At 47.7% G+C, this 17,236-nt stretch carries 24 protein-coding genes; 21 read left to right on the forward strand and 3 right to left on the reverse strand.

Translation table 11 applies throughout. The annotated features are described in order from the left end of the window. Positions 1–158: 158 nt before the first annotated feature. Entirely contained in the window at positions 159–1,346 is a 1,188-nt protein-coding gene (gene purT / locus QNM19_RS23930; protein ID WP_049863530.1) for a formate-dependent phosphoribosylglycinamide formyltransferase, read from the forward strand. After that, a complete protein-coding gene (locus QNM19_RS23935; RefSeq protein WP_284027294.1) occupies positions 1,343–2,230 on the forward strand; it encodes an aldo/keto reductase in 888 nt (295 codons plus the stop codon). The genes purT and QNM19_RS23935 overlap by 4 nt, the downstream gene beginning before the upstream one ends. 18 nt (positions 2,231–2,248) lie before the next feature. Here QNM19_RS23935 and QNM19_RS23940 read toward each other — a convergent pair whose 3' ends face one another. Together QNM19_RS23940 and QNM19_RS23945 are read right to left on the reverse strand one after the other, a co-directional pair. Beyond that, positions 2,249–2,935 carry a TorF family putative porin gene (locus tag QNM19_RS23940; RefSeq protein ID WP_284027295.1) on the reverse strand — a complete coding sequence of 229 codons (687 nt, stop codon included), beginning with the start codon at positions 2,933–2,935 and terminating at the stop codon, positions 2,249–2,251. A 252-nt stretch (positions 2,936–3,187) separates the two neighbouring features. After that, the gene (locus QNM19_RS23945; RefSeq protein ID WP_049866004.1) at positions 3,188–4,354 is read right to left on the reverse strand and encodes a hypothetical protein; all 1,167 of its coding nucleotides are present in this window, start codon (positions 4,352–4,354) and stop codon (positions 3,188–3,190) included. Between the two features lie 210 nt (positions 4,355–4,564). On the opposite strand from QNM19_RS23945, the gene QNM19_RS23950 reads away from it, so the two are divergent. From QNM19_RS23950 to rplQ, 19 genes are all read left to right on the forward strand, one after another. After that, positions 4,565–6,514, forward strand: coding sequence for an AsmA family protein (locus QNM19_RS23950; RefSeq protein WP_284027296.1), 1,950 nt, complete (start codon positions 4,565–4,567; stop codon positions 6,512–6,514). Positions 6,515–6,691: 177 nt separating this feature from the next. Then, positions 6,692–7,534 (forward strand): polysaccharide deacetylase family protein, encoded by an 843-nt coding sequence (locus QNM19_RS23955; protein ID WP_049866003.1) that lies wholly within the window; start codon positions 6,692–6,694, stop codon positions 7,532–7,534. Positions 7,535–7,834: 300 nt separating this feature from the next. Beyond that, positions 7,835–8,203, forward strand: a complete 369-nt coding sequence (gene rplN, locus QNM19_RS23960) for a 50S ribosomal protein L14 (RefSeq protein ID WP_010386947.1) — start codon at positions 7,835–7,837, stop codon at positions 8,201–8,203. Positions 8,204–8,213: 10 nt separating this feature from the next. After that, a complete protein-coding gene (rplX, locus tag QNM19_RS23965) occupies positions 8,214–8,528 on the forward strand; it encodes a 50S ribosomal protein L24 (RefSeq protein WP_010386946.1) in 315 nt (104 codons plus the stop codon). A gap of 15 nt (positions 8,529–8,543) precedes the next feature. Continuing rightward, on the forward strand, positions 8,544–9,083 hold the full coding sequence (rplE, locus tag QNM19_RS23970; RefSeq protein WP_010386945.1) for a 50S ribosomal protein L5: 540 nt from the start codon (positions 8,544–8,546) through the stop codon (positions 9,081–9,083). A gap of 10 nt (positions 9,084–9,093) precedes the next feature. After that, positions 9,094–9,399 carry a 30S ribosomal protein S14 gene (gene rpsN / locus QNM19_RS23975; protein ID WP_010386944.1) on the forward strand — a complete coding sequence of 102 codons (306 nt, stop codon included), beginning with the start codon at positions 9,094–9,096 and terminating at the stop codon, positions 9,397–9,399. A 20-nt stretch (positions 9,400–9,419) separates the two neighbouring features. Next, the gene (gene rpsH / locus QNM19_RS23980) at positions 9,420–9,812 is read left to right on the forward strand and encodes a 30S ribosomal protein S8 (protein WP_010386943.1); all 393 of its coding nucleotides are present in this window, start codon (positions 9,420–9,422) and stop codon (positions 9,810–9,812) included. A gap of 13 nt (positions 9,813–9,825) precedes the next feature. Then, the gene (gene rplF / locus QNM19_RS23985; protein ID WP_010386942.1) at positions 9,826–10,356 is read left to right on the forward strand and encodes a 50S ribosomal protein L6; all 531 of its coding nucleotides are present in this window, start codon (positions 9,826–9,828) and stop codon (positions 10,354–10,356) included. 9 nt (positions 10,357–10,365) lie between these two features. Then, the gene (gene rplR / locus QNM19_RS23990) at positions 10,366–10,716 is read left to right on the forward strand and encodes a 50S ribosomal protein L18 (RefSeq protein ID WP_049865984.1); all 351 of its coding nucleotides are present in this window, start codon (positions 10,366–10,368) and stop codon (positions 10,714–10,716) included. 9 nt (positions 10,717–10,725) lie between these two features. Then, entirely contained in the window at positions 10,726–11,232 is a 507-nt protein-coding gene (gene rpsE, locus QNM19_RS23995) for a 30S ribosomal protein S5 (protein WP_010386940.1), read from the forward strand. A gap of 6 nt (positions 11,233–11,238) precedes the next feature. Then, positions 11,239–11,418 (forward strand): 50S ribosomal protein L30, encoded by a 180-nt coding sequence (rpmD, locus tag QNM19_RS24000; RefSeq protein ID WP_010378276.1) that lies wholly within the window; start codon positions 11,239–11,241, stop codon positions 11,416–11,418. 4 nt (positions 11,419–11,422) lie between these two features. After that, entirely contained in the window at positions 11,423–11,857 is a 435-nt protein-coding gene (rplO, locus tag QNM19_RS24005; protein WP_010386938.1) for a 50S ribosomal protein L15, read from the forward strand. 11 nt (positions 11,858–11,868) lie between these two features. Next, entirely contained in the window at positions 11,869–13,197 is a 1,329-nt protein-coding gene (gene secY / locus QNM19_RS24010; protein ID WP_046006901.1) for a preprotein translocase subunit SecY, read from the forward strand. A gap of 22 nt (positions 13,198–13,219) precedes the next feature. Continuing rightward, complete coding sequence (rpmJ, locus tag QNM19_RS24015; protein ID WP_002959476.1) at positions 13,220–13,333, forward strand: 50S ribosomal protein L36; 114 nt, start codon at positions 13,220–13,222, stop codon at positions 13,331–13,333. Positions 13,334–13,462: 129 nt separating this feature from the next. Then, a complete protein-coding gene (gene rpsM, locus QNM19_RS24020; RefSeq protein ID WP_010386936.1) occupies positions 13,463–13,819 on the forward strand; it encodes a 30S ribosomal protein S13 in 357 nt (118 codons plus the stop codon). Between the two features lie 13 nt (positions 13,820–13,832). Then, on the forward strand, positions 13,833–14,219 hold the full coding sequence (gene rpsK / locus QNM19_RS24025; RefSeq protein ID WP_010386935.1) for a 30S ribosomal protein S11: 387 nt from the start codon (positions 13,833–13,835) through the stop codon (positions 14,217–14,219). Positions 14,220–14,241: 22 nt separating this feature from the next. After that, positions 14,242–14,862 (forward strand): 30S ribosomal protein S4, encoded by a 621-nt coding sequence (rpsD, locus tag QNM19_RS24030; RefSeq protein WP_010386934.1) that lies wholly within the window; start codon positions 14,242–14,244, stop codon positions 14,860–14,862. Positions 14,863–14,886: 24 nt separating this feature from the next. After that, complete coding sequence (locus QNM19_RS24035; RefSeq protein ID WP_010386933.1) at positions 14,887–15,873, forward strand: DNA-directed RNA polymerase subunit alpha; 987 nt, start codon at positions 14,887–14,889, stop codon at positions 15,871–15,873. Positions 15,874–15,912: 39 nt separating this feature from the next. Further along, positions 15,913–16,314 (forward strand): 50S ribosomal protein L17, encoded by a 402-nt coding sequence (gene rplQ / locus QNM19_RS24040; RefSeq protein WP_010386932.1) that lies wholly within the window; start codon positions 15,913–15,915, stop codon positions 16,312–16,314. Positions 16,315–16,415: 101 nt separating this feature from the next. Here rplQ and QNM19_RS24045 read toward each other — a convergent pair whose 3' ends face one another. Next, positions 16,416–17,018 (reverse strand): hypothetical protein, encoded by a 603-nt coding sequence (locus QNM19_RS24045; protein WP_049865985.1) that lies wholly within the window; start codon positions 17,016–17,018, stop codon positions 16,416–16,418. Between the last annotated feature and the right edge of the window lie 218 nt (positions 17,019–17,236).

Consider the following 17,236-nt stretch of genomic DNA (forward strand, 5'->3'; position numbering starts at 1 on the left):
ACTTGGTTGCGCGTGAATTATGTACACCAACTGTGTACAAATTGTGTCTTTATTGTTTTTTTTTGGATATTTTGGTGGTTTTTTTACTGCTGGCGATATTGCAATTTATGTTATTTTGTCGGTCACTTTTGAGATTCATCGTTACTTAGGAATAAATCATGAAAATTAAGCAATTGGGCACGCCATTTAGTGCGACTGCGTGTAAGGTGCTGTTATGTGGCGGCGGGGAGTTGGGCAAAGAGGTGGTGATCGAGTTTAAACGTCTGGGCGCAGAAGTGGTGGTGCTAGATAGGTACGATAATGCGCCAGCCATGCAAGTTGCCGATCGCAGTTATACTTTATCCATGCTGGACGGTAATCAACTGGCTGCAATTATTGAGCAGGAACAACCAGACTATATTGTGCCAGAGATCGAAGCAATTGCGACCGATACATTAGTGGCGCTTGAACAACAGGGGTTTACTGTGGTGCCTTCTGCAAAAGCCACACAGCTCACCATGAACCGCGAAGGGATCCGTCGTCTGGCAGCCGAAGAGTTGGGCCTGGCCACTTCACCTTACCGCTTTGTCGACACACAGCAGGAGTTTATCCGTGCCGTTGCGGAGATTGGCATGCCTTGTGTTATTAAACCTATCATGAGCTCTTCTGGCAAAGGACAAAGTGTGGTGCGCAGTGAGGCTGATCTGGAAGCCGCCTGGACTTATGCACAGCAAGGCGGACGCGCCGGTCAGGGCAGAGTAATTGTGGAGGGCTTTGTTGATTTTGACTATGAAATTACCCTGCTGACAATTCGCCATATTGGTGGTACCAGTTTCTGTGAGCCGATTGGTCATGTGCAGGAGGGGGGCGATTATCAGCAAAGCTGGCAACCTCAGGCGATGTCTGAGGTGGCATTGTCGCGCGCTAAAGCAATGGCAGAGCAGATCACAGAAGCACTTGGCGGACGCGGGCTGTTTGGGGTCGAACTTTTTATCAAAAACGATGATGTGTATTTTAGCGAAGTCTCACCGCGGCCTCATGATACCGGCATGGTGACCCTGATCTCTCAGGACCTCAGTGAATTTGCCTTGCATGTGCGGGCGATCCTGGGATTGCCAATTCCCAACATTCATTGTCACGGCCCGTCTGCATCCAGTGTTATACTGGTCAGCGGCACATCACAGCAGCTTAGCTTCACTCAAGTTGCTGAAGCATTGAGTGAAACAAATACCGACCTGCGTTTATTTGGCAAACCTGAGGTGGTGGGTCAACGCCGTATGGGCGTGGCGCTGGCGCGCGATGCAAGTTGTGAGCTGGCCATAGACAAAGCAAAACGAGTAAGTTCAACCATAGGCACGATTTTATGACAAACAAGGTAATGGGCGATCTGGTCGCCGGGTTCTGGCGCTTACTGGACTGGCAGCAAAGCCCGGGTCAGACTCTGGATTTTGTAAAGCAACTGACAGAGCTGGGTATACGAGACACCGATCATGCTGACATTTATGGCCAGTACGAGTGTGAAGCGGCTTTTGGTCGTGCACTGGCGTTGCAGCCGTCGGTTCGGGAACAGATCAGCATCATCACCAAATGTGGCATTCGCCCTGCGCTTGCCAGCAAAGGGCTTGCGGGTAAAGCCAATCACTATGATTCAAGTCAGGCCCACATTATTGCCTCAGTGCAGCAGTCTTTGCAGCACTTTGGTACCGATCGCATTGATACTTTGTTGATCCATCGCCCGGATTATCTGATGGACGCCGATGAAGTGGCTGAGGCGTTTACCCGGCTTAAGAGAAGTGGTGATGTATTGCATTTTGGGGTGTCGAATTTTACACCTTCTCAGCTGAGCCTGTTACAGTCTCGCCTCGATTTTGAGCTTGTGACCAATCAGATCGAGTTTTCACCTTATGAGATGAAAGCACTGGATGATGGCACTTTAGACCAGTGTCAGCAGTTACGTATGCATCCTATGCTGTGGTCACCGCTGGCAGGGGGGCGCATCTTTGCACAGACAGATGCCAAAGCGCTGCGATTGCGTGACTGTCTGAATGCAGTGGCTGAGGAAGTGGGTGCCAGTGGCATTGATGCGGTGATCTATGCCTGGTTGCTGATGCACCCAAGTAAACCATCCGTGGTGCTGGGGACCGGTAACATCGAACGGATGCGTACCGCCGTGGCGGCACGTGCGCTGACGTTATCCCGTGAGCAATGGTATCGCATCTGGCAGGCATCGACCGGCCATAGTGTGCCTTAATAAGTCGGGTCGCCGGGTTTAGAGTGTAAAGTCCAGCGCGTAACTCACATAAGCCTTGATGTCATCATCGGCATCAAGGTCTGTCTTTACCAGTCCCAGAGTGAGCCCGCCTGTGCTCAGGCTGACGCCATAATCCATGTAGCTGTCATCTTCACCCGTCCATTCCATGACGGTATCGCCGCTGGAGCGACCGAGGTGCAGACTCAATTCAGATTCAGAAAACACCGGGAACGCCGCGTTGAGTTCCAGGTACAGCATATCTTCTTCCGTGCTTGAATCGCTCTGTGCTGTGGTCAGGTGGCTGAGTTTGATGGAGAAATACTGCCAGCCAACCGAGGCATAGAGCTCGCCAAAGTCGATATCGCCAGCGGCATCTGGATAGGCATAGTGAATGTAGCCCAGGTCATAACTGAGCTGCTTGAATTCGCCACTGAACCCCGCGTAGAGATCCAGTTCATAACTGGTACTGGCTGTGTCCCCAAAATCTACGTTGGATGCCCAGGCTCCAAGATAAAATCCTTTCCCGCTGTCATAGTCCAGCCCGCCAGAGACGGCGGCGCCATCATCCGATTGGGTGATCCCACGCCAGAAGTAATTGGAGCTGGCGGCCACATTGGCGCTAACGGAAGCTGATGTATCGGCTAACGCCAGTGGGTGAGCGAGTAGCAGTGAGATTGCACAGATTAATGAGTGTTTATTGTTCATGTAGAGTCCTCTGGAGCACAAAGTGGTTGTCGCCCGGGAGGTTGCAATGGCTAAGCCAGCCTTGAGGAAAAGACGAAGTTCAAATTTACTATCTTGATTTTAATGAATATATTTTCAATCAGGCAGTGTGCTTAGATGAGGGAAAGAAAGTTGGATGCACGCAGCTGGTGCATTTTTGTTCTCTGTTGCACAATGATCAGGCAGATTATAACTACCTGATCATAGGGACAAATTGCTCGGTTAGCCGAGTGGTTACCCGAAAATTGCGCGCATCAGTGAAATGGTTTCGTCGACGCTACGGCCTTTTTCTACTTCAGCGATGATAGAGTCGCGCTTGGCACGAATGTGTTCCGGAATGCTGTCGTCACTCAGTGCCCGATCGACCAAGGTCTCTGCTGACTCTTTGCTGCGGCGGGTGGTTCTGGCGGTGCTGCCAGAACTTGTTCGTTTTGGCTTATTTAATAGCTTGTAGTAGTTAGAGCTTTGTGGCGTGTCTTTGTCTGCATAGAAAAAGAAGCATGGCAATAAGGCCCTAATGGCGAGCAGTCTGGCTTCAGATTCGTCTGCTGCATTGCCTGTTGCAAACCAGGGCATTTTATTGATGGCCACGACAACGTCTTGCCAGTAACGCTCGAAATCTCGGTTGGTCAGTTTGGCAATGCCGAGTGCCTGACACAGGGCGTCCAGTTTACTGTTAACCAGCGGGGTGAACACATCCGGGCGACGCATTGCAAGCAGACGAGTGGCAGGCGCCAGAGTGGGCTTTTCATCACTGTGACTGAATGCCATCAGGTACGCCAGTACAAACTCCTGATAGTGCTGCTGTGTGACTTCGCCTTCGAGCGGAATATGGGCCAGTGCCGTATCGAACTCACCGGGTAAGTCGGCGAGTAACTGATGGAATCCCTTGGCACTTTTGGTTGAGGCAAACCATTCCACATCGAATTGGTACACACTGGTATCCAGGCTGGCAGCATGTTTACCACTGAATGCCAGACGGTCTTCGTTGATCATATCCTGCAACGGCGTAGCACGTAATGGAGCCAGGTAATCAATGAGCTTGAGCTGTTCTTCCAGTGCCAGCTCTGATTCACGTTGACGAATGAATTCGCAGATCATCGGCCAGGGCGCAATACGCAGTGTTTTCAGCTGCAAAAAACTGATGGCGCTGATCAGCATGTCCTGAAGCTTTTTCACAATAGGCAACTGATGATCGTCCAGCAGCTCAAAATTAATGCGGTTCTTAGCTACATCCAATAGCTCATAGCACCATCCCAGAAAGTCTTCTGGATGATTTTCAACCTTAACGGCCATCAGATTGAGACTGATCTCGGTCGCCTGTTTCAGGATGTTCTGGTAAATCTGACTTTCTTGTTCGCCCAAAGCCATGTTCGACGGTGAAATGAGCAGCTTCTTCATGTCGCAGCGGTTCTCCAACTAGAGGGTTAATTCAGACTATTCAGTTTAGCGAAAGGTCGGTAAAACTGACAAGGGCGTGGATCATACCGGGATCTCCAACAAGTGCAATGCGAGATATGGCGGATTGAAAAATCTTCCGGGGTGAAGGTGAATTTATCAACCAAATCGCTATCATAGAATGAGTCATAGATGATTTATAAAGGAAGAGATATGAAACGCGTGCTCAAATTGGTCGGCGCACTGATACTTGTGTTGGTGATTGCTGTTGTGGTCGCCCCTATGCTGATCCCGACCTCGACCATCATTGCGCAGCTGGAGCAACAGGTTGAAGCAAATACCGGGCGTAAGCTCGACATTGCAGGCGACAGTGAGCTCAGTATTCTGCCGCGCCTGAATATTACCCTCAACGATGTTCGTTTTGAGAACATGTCTGGGGGCAGTCAGCCACATATGCTGACGATGGACCAGCTGGCTGTGCATATCCCCTGGGTTTCTCTGTTTTCGGGGGAGTTTCAGTTAGAACAGTTTGTGATCCGCAACCCGAAAATTTTGCTTGAAAAGAACGCTGCGGGTCAGGCCAACTGGGTACTGGCGTTAGGCAAGGGAACCGCATCAGATGCGCCAGCAGAGCAGGCTCCGAGCGCGTCGGGTCCTGTGGTACTGCCAAAAGGATTCGATATTGCGCTGGGTGAGGTTGCTATTTATGGGGGAGAGCTGATTTACGCTGATGCCACATCAGGTGCGCGGCACGCGATTTCAGACCTGGCACTGACGATTACACTCCCCTCGTTGTATAAGGCGCTGGAGTTAAATGGCAAGGTGGCTTTTCAGGGTGAAACGTTTGCGCTCAATATGACGGTTGATACACCCGCGAAAGCCATAGAAAGTAAAGACTTTAGCTTTTCTCAAGCATTGAAGTCGCGTCTGGTGAATCTGACCTTTGATGGCCAGATCACTGAGCAGGGCAAAGTGTTCGGCGGGGCACTGACATTATCTGGCGATTCAGTGAAAGACATTGCCCAGTGGCAAAAGGTTGACCTGAAAGCGAAGCCTCAAGCGTTTAATCAGTTTGAAGTAGCCGGAGAAATGCGTTTTGCCAGTAACGTATTTGCACTGCAGTCTTTAAAAGCCAAACTGGACAAGCTGGATATTCAGGGACGCAGTGAGATCACATTAGGCGAACGCCTGAGTGTGAATGCGGATGTGGATTTAGGGATGCTGGACCTCAACCCGTATTTACCAGAGCCGGTTGAGGCACCTGAGCAGCCCAAAAGCGCACCGGGTGAACCACAGCCGATTGTCTGGGATGACAGTGAAATTGATCTGTCGGCGTTGAATATGCTGGATGCCAATGTCGTGATCCGCTCCAGTGGTTTACATGCCAGAGAAATTAAACTGGGTGCTAATCAGTTCTCAGTCCAGCTCAACAAAGGCAAAGCAAAATTGTCGATGGATAAGTTTGCTGCCTATGAAGGACAGGGCAAAGGGGTTGTGCATGTTAATGCCGCGTCTAAGCCTTATCAGGTGACCACCAATTTTGCCCTGAATGGTATTAATGCCGAGCCGCTTTTGACCGATGCAATAGGGTTTGACAAGGTATTGGGTAAGGGAAGCCTGAACTGGGACCTCGAGACCCGAGGTGTCAGTCAGAAGCAATTTGTTTCGGCACTGGCTGGCGAACTGGCGTTTGAGTTTAAAGATGGGGGTGTCAAAGGAGCAAACCTGGCGGAGATGGTGCGCAAAGGAAAAGAAATGCTCAAAGGGAATTTCTCTTCGGTTTCTGAGGGGGTGAACGCCGATTTTGACCCGGATCAGAAAACAGATTTCTCTGCGCTGACCGGAAGCTTCCAGTTCCTTAACGGGGTTGGTCGTAACCGCGACCTGAATCTGGCAAGTCCATTAATTCGCATCACCGGAGAAGGGGAAGTCGATCTGCCCAAAACGTACGTCAACTATCGGGTCGTGACCGGCATTGTAGATACCATTGAAGGCCAGCAGAGCCAGGATGACAGCACTGGCTTTAAAATCCCGGTCAGAATTAAGGGGCCATTCCATCAAGTGGAGACTAAGTTGGATTTAAGTGGCGCGGCCAAAGACAAAGCCAAAGACGCGGTTAAAGAGAAGCTCAAAGATAAGTTAAAGGGCTTTTTTGGCGGATAGTCTCGGTCAATCAGGTAATACATCGGGCCTTGCTGCCCGGTGTATTATGCTCGTAATTCATAACCTTAACACTTTCATAAGCATCCTTCAGAAAACCTTAAGTCCCGAAGTATACGTGGCTTTGTCACACTCATATCCTCCTCGCCAAGACCCTGAACCATTTACCCGGAGTGACATATGATAAATAAACGACAACTTCTTATCCTGCTATGCGGTATGCTGAGCCATGCGTGCGTCCTGGCAGACACACACAGTGCGACTGAACAATCGCATATGACGACTTTCCAATACCCGCAGGGCGCACGCAATGCGGTTAGTCTGACTTTTGATGATGCCAGAGAGAGTCAACTTGACGTGGGCATCCCTATTCTCGAACAACACGGGATCAAAGCGACTTTTTACGTTATGCCAGAACCGGTGGGGGCACGCCTTAAGGACTGGCGCAAGGTGGTAAAAATGGGTCATGAGCTGGGCAATCACACGTTGTCTCATTTGTGCACCGGTAACTTCGACTGGCTGAGAGCGCAGAATAAGGGGTTAGAACAGGTTAATCTTGCCTGGCTGGAACAGGATATTCTGACCACCAACCAGTATCTGAAAACCCAGCTGGGTGTTGAGCCTAAGAGCTTTGCCTATCCGTGTGGCAATACCTTTGTTGGCCGTGGCGCACAGGTAGAAAGCTACGTTCCGCTAATTGCCCGACATTTTGAGACTGGCCGTACCTGGCTGGATGAAACCGCAAATAATCCGGTTTATACCGATTTCGCTCAGCTCACTGGGATAAGAATGGATGGCTTGACCTTTGAGGAGCTAAAAGCAACCCTCGAAGCGCTGCGGGAAGACAACAAATGGATCATCCTGGCTGGACACGAGGTGGGCGAAAACGGTCTTTACAGTGTCGATGCCAGAGTGCTGTCACAATTAATTCAATATTTAAATGCGCCGCAAAGCGGTTACTGGGTGGACACCGTCGAACAAGTTGCCAGTTACATAAAAATGCACCGCAAAGAACCCGAATAGTCTGTTTTTTGTTCACAGATAAGAGGTTATGTAGTTTGCCTTTGTAATCGTTTTGCATAATTAGTTTGGCAGTGTGACTTGTGAAGATTTGGTTTGTCCCCATATCCCTGTTTTACAGCAAGTTCGGCACAGTAGCGTACTCAAATTAATTAAAAATTGAACTATCTTTAGCGCTGCTTTGCTGTTACAATTGCCCGCCCTTGAAGCACGACACGTTCGTAATTTGAGTGGAAATTAATCTAAATGCTTGGGTTTTAAACAAAATCTAGGCGTGTTGTAATTACACCGGAGCTCATCAAGATGATCCAAATGCAAACTCAGCTGGACGTTGCTGATAACAGCGGCGCTCGCAAAGTGCAGTGTATTAAAGTCTTAGGTGGTTCGCACCGTCGCTATGCAGCGGTTGGCGACATCATTAAAGTTTCTGTTAAAGAAGCGATTCCTCGCGGTAAAGTGAAGAAAGGTGATGTTAAAAACGCAGTAGTTGTGCGCACCAAAAAAGGCGTTCGTCGTCCAGACGGTTCTTTGATCCGTTTCGACAGTAATGCTGCTGTTATCCTTAACGATAGCCTACAGCCGATCGGAACTCGTATCTTCGGCCCTGTGACTCGTGAACTACGTAACGAAAAGTTCATGAAGATCGTTTCACTAGCACCAGAAGTACTATAAGGAGTCGATCATGGCAGCAAAAATCCGTCGTGATGACGAAGTAATCGTACTAGCCGGTAAAGACAAAGGTAAGCGCGGTAAAGTGCTTTCTCTTGTAACTGAAACTGGTCGAGTATTTGTCGAAGGCATCAATATCATCAAAAAGCACCAGAAGCCTGTACCACAACTACAGCAAGCTGGCGGCATTGTTGAGAAAGAAGCGTCTATCGACGTATCTAATGTCGCGATCTTTAATGCCGAAACTGGCAAAGCAGATCGTGTAGGTTTTAGATTTGAAGACGGTAAAAAAGTCCGTTTCTTCAAGTCTACTGGTAAAACTATCTAATAGTTGGAGTAGACGATGGCGAAACTGCATGAAGTGTACAAAGACAAAGTAGTAAAAGAACTTTTCGAAAAGTTCGGTTACAGCTCTGTCATGCAAGTCCCTCAGATCGAAAAGATCACACTAAACATGGGTGTGGGCGAAGCCCTAGCTGACAAGAAAATTCTAGAGAATGCAGTAGCAGACCTAGAAGCTATCTCTGGTCAGAAGCCTCTGGTAACTAAAGCACGCAAATCTGTTGCTGGCTTTAAGATCCGTGAAGGTTACCCAATTGGCTGTAAAGTAACCCTACGCGGCGAGCGTATGTGGGATTTCCTAGAGCGTCTAGTCTCTATCGCGATGCCACGTATTCGTGACTTCCGCGGTGTTAGCGCAAAGTCTTTCGACGGTCGCGGTAACTATTCTATGGGCGTACGTGAGCAAATCATCTTCCCAGAAATCGATTATGATAAAGTCGACCGTGTTCGCGGTATGGACATCACAATCACTACTTCTGCGAAAACAGATGACGAAGGCCGTGCGTTGTTAGAAGCGTTCAACTTCCCATTCAAAAAGTAAGGGTAGGGTTATGGCAAAGAATTCAATGAAAGCACGTGACGTAAAACGTGCTAAATTAGTTGCTCAGTATGCTGAAAAGCGTGCTGCGTTAAAAGCTATCATCAGCGATGTTAACGCATCTGATGATGAGCGTTGGGATGCAGTGTTAAAGCTACAGTCTTTACCACGCGATTCTAGCCCTTCACGTCAACGTAATCGTTGTAACATCACGGGCCGCCCACATGGTTACCTTCGCAAGTTCGGCATGAGCCGTATCAAAGTTCGCGAAGCTGCTATGCGCGGTGAAATTCCTGGCCTTAAAAAGGCTAGTTGGTAATAGAATCACGGGAGTAAGACATGAGCTTGCAAGATCCAATTGCGGATTTGTTTACACGCATCCGTAACGGTCAGACTGCGAAGAAGGTATCTGTAACTATGCCAACTTCAAAGCTGAAAGTAGCTATTGCTAAGGTACTAAAAGACGAAGGTTACATCGGTGACTTCGCAGTATCTGGTGACGTTAAAGCAGAATTGACTATCGAACTTAAGTACTTCGAAGGCAAAGCTGTTATCGAAAACATCCAGCGTGTTAGCCGCCCTGGTCTACGTATCTATAAGAGACGTGACGAATTACCAAAGGTAATGGGTGGTCTAGGTATCGCTATCGTATCAACTTCTAAAGGCCTGATGACAGACCGCGCTGCGCGTAACGCTGGTGTTGGTGGTGAAATCATTGGCTTTGTAGCTTAATCGGAGGGGAACTATGTCTCGTATAGCGAAGGCTCCTATTACTGTTCCTGCCGGTGTTGAAGTTACAGTTAACGGCCAGGACATCAAAGTTAAAGGCAAAAACGGTGAATTAACGCGCACTATCAATGCTGCGGTTGAAGTTTCACTTAACGACAACGTTATCACTACAACTCCACGTGAAGTTGCTAACGCTTGGGCTCAAGCGGGTACTGCACGTGCGTTGATCAATAACATGATCATTGGTGCTAACGAAGGTTTTGAGAAGAAACTACAACTAGTAGGTGTTGGTTACCGTGCAGCAGTTAAGGGTAAAGTATTAGACTTAACTCTTGGCTTCTCTCACCCAGTGAACTTCGAGATCCCAGCGGGTATCACTATCGAAGCTCCAAGCCAAACTGAAATTGTTGTTAAGGGCGCAGACAAGCAGCTGGTTGGTCAAACTGCTGCGAACATTCGTTCATACCGTGAGCCAGAGCCTTATAAAGGCAAAGGTGTACGTTATGCTGACGAATACGTGCGTCGTAAAGAGGCTAAGAAGAAGTAAGGTAAGACGATGGATAAGAAAACAGCTCGTCTACGTCGTGCTAAGCGCACTCGTAGAAATATTATCGAACAGGGCACAACTCGCCTTGTTATCCACCGCACGCCACGTCACATTTACGCTCAAGTGATCAACGCTGAGGGTAGTGTACTGGCTGCTGCTTCTACTGTTGAAAAAGCAATTGCTGAAACAGTTAAAGGCACAGGCAACATCGAAGCGGCTCAAGCAGTTGGTAAAGCAATCGCTGAGCGCGTAGCTGACAAAGGCGTTGAAAAAATCGCTTTTGATCGCAGTGGCTTTAAATATCACGGCCGTGTGAAGGCGCTTGCTGATGCAGCGCGTGAAGCCGGTCTGCAATTCTAGGAGTAGACAATGGCTAACGTAGAAGCAAAAGCACAACAGCCTGAATTGGCTGAAAAGCTAATCGCGGTAAACCGTGTGTCTAAAGTAGTTAAAGGTGGTCGTATCTTTAGCTTCACAGCACTGACTGTAGTTGGTGACGGCGCAGGTAAAGTAGGTTTCGGTTACGGTAAAGCACGTGAAGTTCCAGCTGCTATTCAAAAAGCAATGGAAAAAGCACGTCGTAACATGATCTCAGTAGACCTTAACGGTCATACTTTGCAGCACCCTATCAAGGGTCGCCATGCTGGTTCTAAAGTATACATGCAGCCTGCATCAGAAGGTACAGGTATCATCGCCGGTGGTGCGATGCGTGCAGTACTAGAAGTTGCTGGTGTACAGAACGTACTTTCAAAAGCATACGGTTCTACTAACCCGATCAACATCGTTCGTGCAACAGTTTCAGCTCTAGAGAACATGAATTCTCCAGAGGGTATTGCTGCTAAACGTGGTCTTAGCGTTGACGAAATTTTGGGGTAAGACACCATGGCAAACACAGTAAAAGTAACTCAAGTACGTAGCTCAATCGGTCGTTTACCGAAGCATAAAGCTACATTACGTGGCCTTGGTTTACGTCGTATCAACCACACTGTTGAGCTAGAAGATACGCCAGCAGTTCGCGGTATGATCAACCAAGTTTCTTACATGGTTAAGGTAGAGGGTTAATTCGATGCATTTGAATACACTTTCACCTGCTGCTGGTGCAAAGACAGCTGGTAAGCGTGTTGGCCGTGGTATCGGTTCTGGTCTTGGTAAGACTGGTGGTCGTGGTCACAAAGGTCAAAAATCACGCTCAGGCGGTAAAGTACGCGTTGGTTTCGAAGGCGGTCAAATGCCTATGCAACGTCGTCTGCCTAAGTTCGGTTTCACTTCTCGCAAATCTCTAGTATCTGCTGAAGTAAACCTGTACGAAATCGCTAAAGTTGAAGGCGATACGGTAGACGTAAGCGCGTTACAAGCAGCTGGTATTGTTAAAAAGAACATCCAGTTCGTAAAAGTTGTTAAATCTGGCGAAGTTTCACGCGCAGTTACCGTTAAAGGCATTAAAGTGTCTAAAGGTGCTCGCGAAGCTATCGAAGCTGCCGGAGGCAAGGTAGAAGACTAAGGAAGTACACTATGGCTAAACCAGGTCAAGATATGCAAAGCGCACAGAGTGGGCTAGCGGAACTGAAGCGCCGACTACTGTTTGTATTGGGTGCTATCATTATTTACCGTTTAGGTTCGTTCGTGCCGATCCCTGGGATTGATGCCGCCGTACTTGCCGAATTCTTCGAGCAACAAAAGGGCACCATTGTTGAAATGTTCAACATGTTCAGCGGTGGTGCGCTTGAGCGTGCCTCGGTACTCGCGCTGGGTATTATGCCCTATATCTCAGCTTCAATTATTATGCAGCTATTAACGCACATACATCCTGCGATGATAGAGCTTAAGAAAGAAGGTGAGCAAGGTCGTAAGAAGATCAGTCAGTACACGCGTTATGGTACGCTTGTGCTTGCTACATTCCAGTCTATCGGTATTGCCACTAACCTTCCTAATATGATGGATGGGTTGGTTGTCAATCCTGGTTTCGGTTTCTACTTCACTGCAGTGGTGAGTTTAGTAACCGGTACTATGTTCCTGATGTGGCTGGGCGAACAAATTACAGAGCGTGGTATTGGCAACGGTATCTCTGTTCTGATTTTTGTTGGTATTGTAGCTAACCTGCCGTCTGCAATCGGTTCGACAGCAGAAATGGCGCGTCAAGGTGATCTGAACGTATTAGCTTTGGTTGTAATTGCGGTAATCGTATTCGCTGTTACTTATTTGGTAGTGTTCTTTGAGCGTGGTCAACGTCGTATCGTTGTTAACTACGCAAAACGTCAGCAAGGCCGTCAGGTCTTCGCAGCGCAGAGCACGCATTTACCATTGAAAGTTAACATGGCGGGTGTTATTCCACCAATCTTTGCTAGCAGCATCATTTTGTTCCCTGGTACAATTGCAAGCTGGTTCGGTCAAGGTGAAGGTCCAGTTGCTGACTTCTTACAGGCTGTCTCTGCAGTGTTGACTCCTGGTCAACCTCTGTATGCGATGGTACTTGCAGCAGCGATTATCTTCTTCTGCTTCTTCTACACTGCGTTGGTATTTAACCCGCGTGAGACAGCAGACAACCTGAAGAAATCTGGCGCATTTATTCCAGGCATTCGCCCAGGTGAGCAGACATCTAAATACATTGATAAAGTAATGACACGCCTGACTTTGGCCGGTGCGTTGTATATTACCTTTATCTGTCTGGTGCCCGAGTTTATGACCATGGCGTGGCAAACGCCGTTCTACTTCGGCGGTACATCAATTTTGATTATCGTTGTGGTTATCATGGACTTTATGGCACAAGTACAGACCCATCTGATGTCTCATCAGTATGATTCTGTGCTGAAAAAAGCGAACCTTAAAGGCTACGGCCGCTAAGGTCTGTTTACGGAGTTGAGTAATGAAAGTACGTGCTTCCGTTAAGAAAATCTGCCGTAACTGTAAAGTTATCAAACGTGCCGGTGTGGTACGCGTGATCTGCAGTGAGCCTAAGCACAAGCAAAGGCAAGGCTAAGAAATCTAGTCGTGCAGGCTAAGTAGTTTACTTAGCCTGTTTCATTGGTAAAACCTGAATGTCGGTTGGGTATCCTATACGGGCTTTCCAGCAAGATGATAATCAGGTTTATTTATAGGAGATATGTTAGTGGCCCGTATCGCAGGCATTAACGTTCCTGATCATAAGCATGCTGTTATCGGTTTAACAAGCATCTATGGTGTAGGTAAAACTCGCGCTAAGGCTATCTTAGCTGCGACTGGTATCGCTGAAACTACTAAAATCGGCGATTTAAACGACGAAACTCTTGACATCCTTCGTGAAGAAGTTGGCAAGTACACTGTTGAAGGTGATCTTCGTCGTGAAGTTACACTAAACATCAAGCGTCTTATGGACCTTGGTTGTTTCCGTGGCTTACGTCACCGTCGTTCGCTTCCACTACGTGGTCAGCGTACTAAGACTAACGCGCGTACTCGTAAGGGTCCTCGCAAGCCTATCAAGAAATAAGGTGGGGTAAGTTATGGCAAAAGCACCAATTCGTCGTAAAAAGGTCAAAAAGCAGGTTGTTGACGGCATGGCTCACGTTCATGCATCTTTCAACAACACTATTGTGACCATCACTGACCGTCAAGGCAATGCTCTTTCTTGGGCGACTGCAGGTGGTTCAGGTTTCCGTGGTTCTCGTAAGTCTACTCCTTTCGCTGCACAGGTTGCTGCAGAGCGTGCAGGTACTGCTGCTCAAGAGTACGGTCTTAAGAACCTAGAAGTATTCATCAAAGGTCCAGGTCCAGGCCGTGAGTCTGCTGTTCGTGCATTGAATGCTGCTGGTTTCCGTATCACAAACATCACTGACGTGACGCCAATCCCACATAATGGTTGTCGTCCACCGAAGAAACGTCGCGTATAATTAATAGGTTAGGAGAAAGAACATGGCAAGATATTTGGGCCCTAAGCTCAAGCTGAGTCGTCGTGAAGGTACTGACCTGTTCCTTAAAAGCGGCGTAAGAGCAATTGACTCTAAGTGTAAACTAGAAACAGCACCTGGTCAGCACGGCGCACGTAAAGGTCGTCTATCTGACTACGGTCTACAGCTACGTGAAAAGCAAAAAGTTCGTCGTATCTACGGTGTACTTGAGAAGCAATTCCGTAACTACTACAAAGAAGCTGCTCGCCTTAAAGGCAACACAGGTGAAAACCTGCTTCAGCTTCTAGAGCAACGTCTAGACAATGTTGTATATCGCATGGGTTTTGCAAGCACACGTGCTGAAGCACGTCAGCTAGTAAGCCACAAAGCGATTATGGTTAATGGTCGTGTTGTTAATATTCCTTCTTTCGTAGTTACTCCAGAAGATGTGGTAGTAATTCGCGAGAAGTCTAAAAAGCAAGCGCGTATCATCGCTGCTCTAGAGTTGGCTGAGCAACGCGAAAAGCCAACTTGGGTTGAAGTTGACGGTTCAAAAATGGAAGGTACTTTCAAGCGCCTACCAGAGCGTTCTGATCTGTCTGCGGACATTAACGAACAACTAATCGTCGAACTTTACTCGAAGTAAAGTTAAGAGTTAAGAGAGGATAAAATGCAGGGTTCTGTAACCGAATTCCTAAAACCAAGATTAGTCGATATCGACGCTGTAAGCTCAACGCGTTCTAAAGTAGTTTTAGAGCCTCTAGAGCGTGGTTTCGGCCACACACTAGGCAATGCTCTACGTCGTATACTTCTTTCATCTATGCCTGGTTGTGCTGTGACAGAAGTTGAAATTGACGGTGTATTGCACGAGTACAGCGCGAAAGAAGGCGTACAAGAAGACATCATTGAAATTCTGTTGAACCTGAAAGGTCTGGCAGTATCTCTAGAAGGTAAAGATGAAGTTTTCCTTACCCTGACTAAGTCTGGTGTAGGCCCTGTGACTGCGGCTGATATCCAGCACGACGGAGACGTGACTATTGCCAACCCTGAGCATGTGATCTGTCACCTTACGGCTGACAATAGTGAGATCAGCATGCGCATTCGCGTTGAGCGTGGTCGCGGTTATGTACCGGCGTCTAGTCGTTTATCCTCTGATGACGATGAGCGCCCAATCGGCCGTTTGCTGCTTGATGCATCATTCAGTCCGGTTGAGCGTATTGCGTACTCGGTTGAGTCAGCTCGTGTTGAGCAACGCACAGACTTAGACAAACTAATCATCGATATGGAAACGAACGGCACTTTGGATCCTGAAGAAGCGATCCGTCGTGCGTCTACTATTCTTGCTGAGCAGCTGGAAGCATTCGTAGATCTACGTGATGTTTCTGAGCCGGAAGAAAAAGAAGAGAAGCCAGAGTTCGATCCTATTCTGCTTCGTCCAGTCGATGACTTAGAGCTAACTGTACGTTCTGCGAACTGTCTGAAAGCCGAGCAAATTCAATATATCGGTGACTTAGTACAGCGTACTGAAGTTGAGCTTCTGAAAACACCAAACCTTGGTAAGAAGTCTTTGACTGAAATTAAAGACGTGCTAGCTTCACGTGGTCTTTCTCTGGGCATGCGCCTGGAAAACTGGCCACCTGCAAGTCTGGCTGAGTAATCTAAGTTACTATATTAGTTTAGTTAGAAGGATAGGGTCATGCGCCATCGTAAGAGTGGTCGTCAATTAAACCGTAACAGCAGCCATCGCAAAGCGATGTTCAGCAACATGGCTGGTTCTTTGGTGAAGCACGAAATCATCAAAACTACTTTGCCTAAAGCGAAAGAGTTGCGCCGTGTAATTGAGCCTTTAATCACACTGGCTAAGACTGACAGCGTAGCAAACCGTCGTTTAGCGTTTGCTCGCACGCGTGATAAAGAAGTAGTTGGTAAATTGTTCTCTGAGATCGGTCCTCGTTTCGCGGATCGTCCAGGTGGTTACACTCGTATTCTGAAGTGTGGCTTCCGTGCAGGTGACAACGCGCCAATGGCTTACATTGAACTACTAGATCGCCCAGTTGCGACTGAAGAAGTTCAAGAAGACGCGCAGTCTGCAGAGTAAGTCTTACTAGTTAAGACACAGAAAAGCCGGGCAATGCCCGGCTTTTCTACGTCTGGTGAAAAGTATTTCACCAGACTTATCCACTGACCTTATCCACTGACTTAGAAGTTCCAGTGAAGTAAAATACCAACGTGATTCGCATCAATCTTGTTGGCACGTGCAAGTTCGTTTGCAACAGAATAGCGGCCGATCTTTGAGACTTCATAATCGACTACGCTGTATCTTAATTCAAGGCTGGCACTCCAGTTTTCGAATGTGTACATACCCGACACGATGAACTTACCTGCATTGTCAAATTCAATATCATTGCCGAAGTCATTTTCTAGCTCAACCGATGAATCTATGCCTACACCGAGCCCCAGTTTGATTTGTTCATTTGCTTTATAGTAAGGGATAGCTTCCCATGCAAAACGACTAAATGTGAGATCGCCATTTTCTGCGTCTGCAGAATCAAGATGAATAGATGCATTCAGACGAATATCGAACGTCTGGCTGAGTGCATTGTTGAATCCGCCACCAAGAATTAATCCAGATCCTGCTTTTACGCTGTTGTCACTATCATCTTCGTACACCAATGTCCCTAGTGTGTCACCACCGAAGGTATAACCAGCAGTTGCTGAGAAGGATAGTGGGTTTGTGATGTCTTCTGATGCATACGTGGTTGTAGAGAGTGCAGCTAATACAGCCAAACTGAACTTTTTCATGATCTTCCTATTTTAATCAAATAATTCGGCGGGAATTCTTTATAAAAAGAGTGAGTTTGTACAGAAATTGAGGAAATACACATAAGTAAAGGTGTATAAATGAGCGTCTTGCCTTATTTTTGTCCGAACGCGATGTTTTTCTCACTTTTCTTCAAAAAAGGGGTTGCGCTGGGTTTCGATTTCCCTATAATGCGCATCCACCGACACGGGGCACAACG

This window comes from Pseudoalteromonas ardens (genome assembly GCF_030125445.1).
In the GTDB taxonomy this organism is placed as follows: Bacteria; Pseudomonadota; Gammaproteobacteria; order Enterobacterales; family Alteromonadaceae; genus Pseudoalteromonas; species Pseudoalteromonas ardens.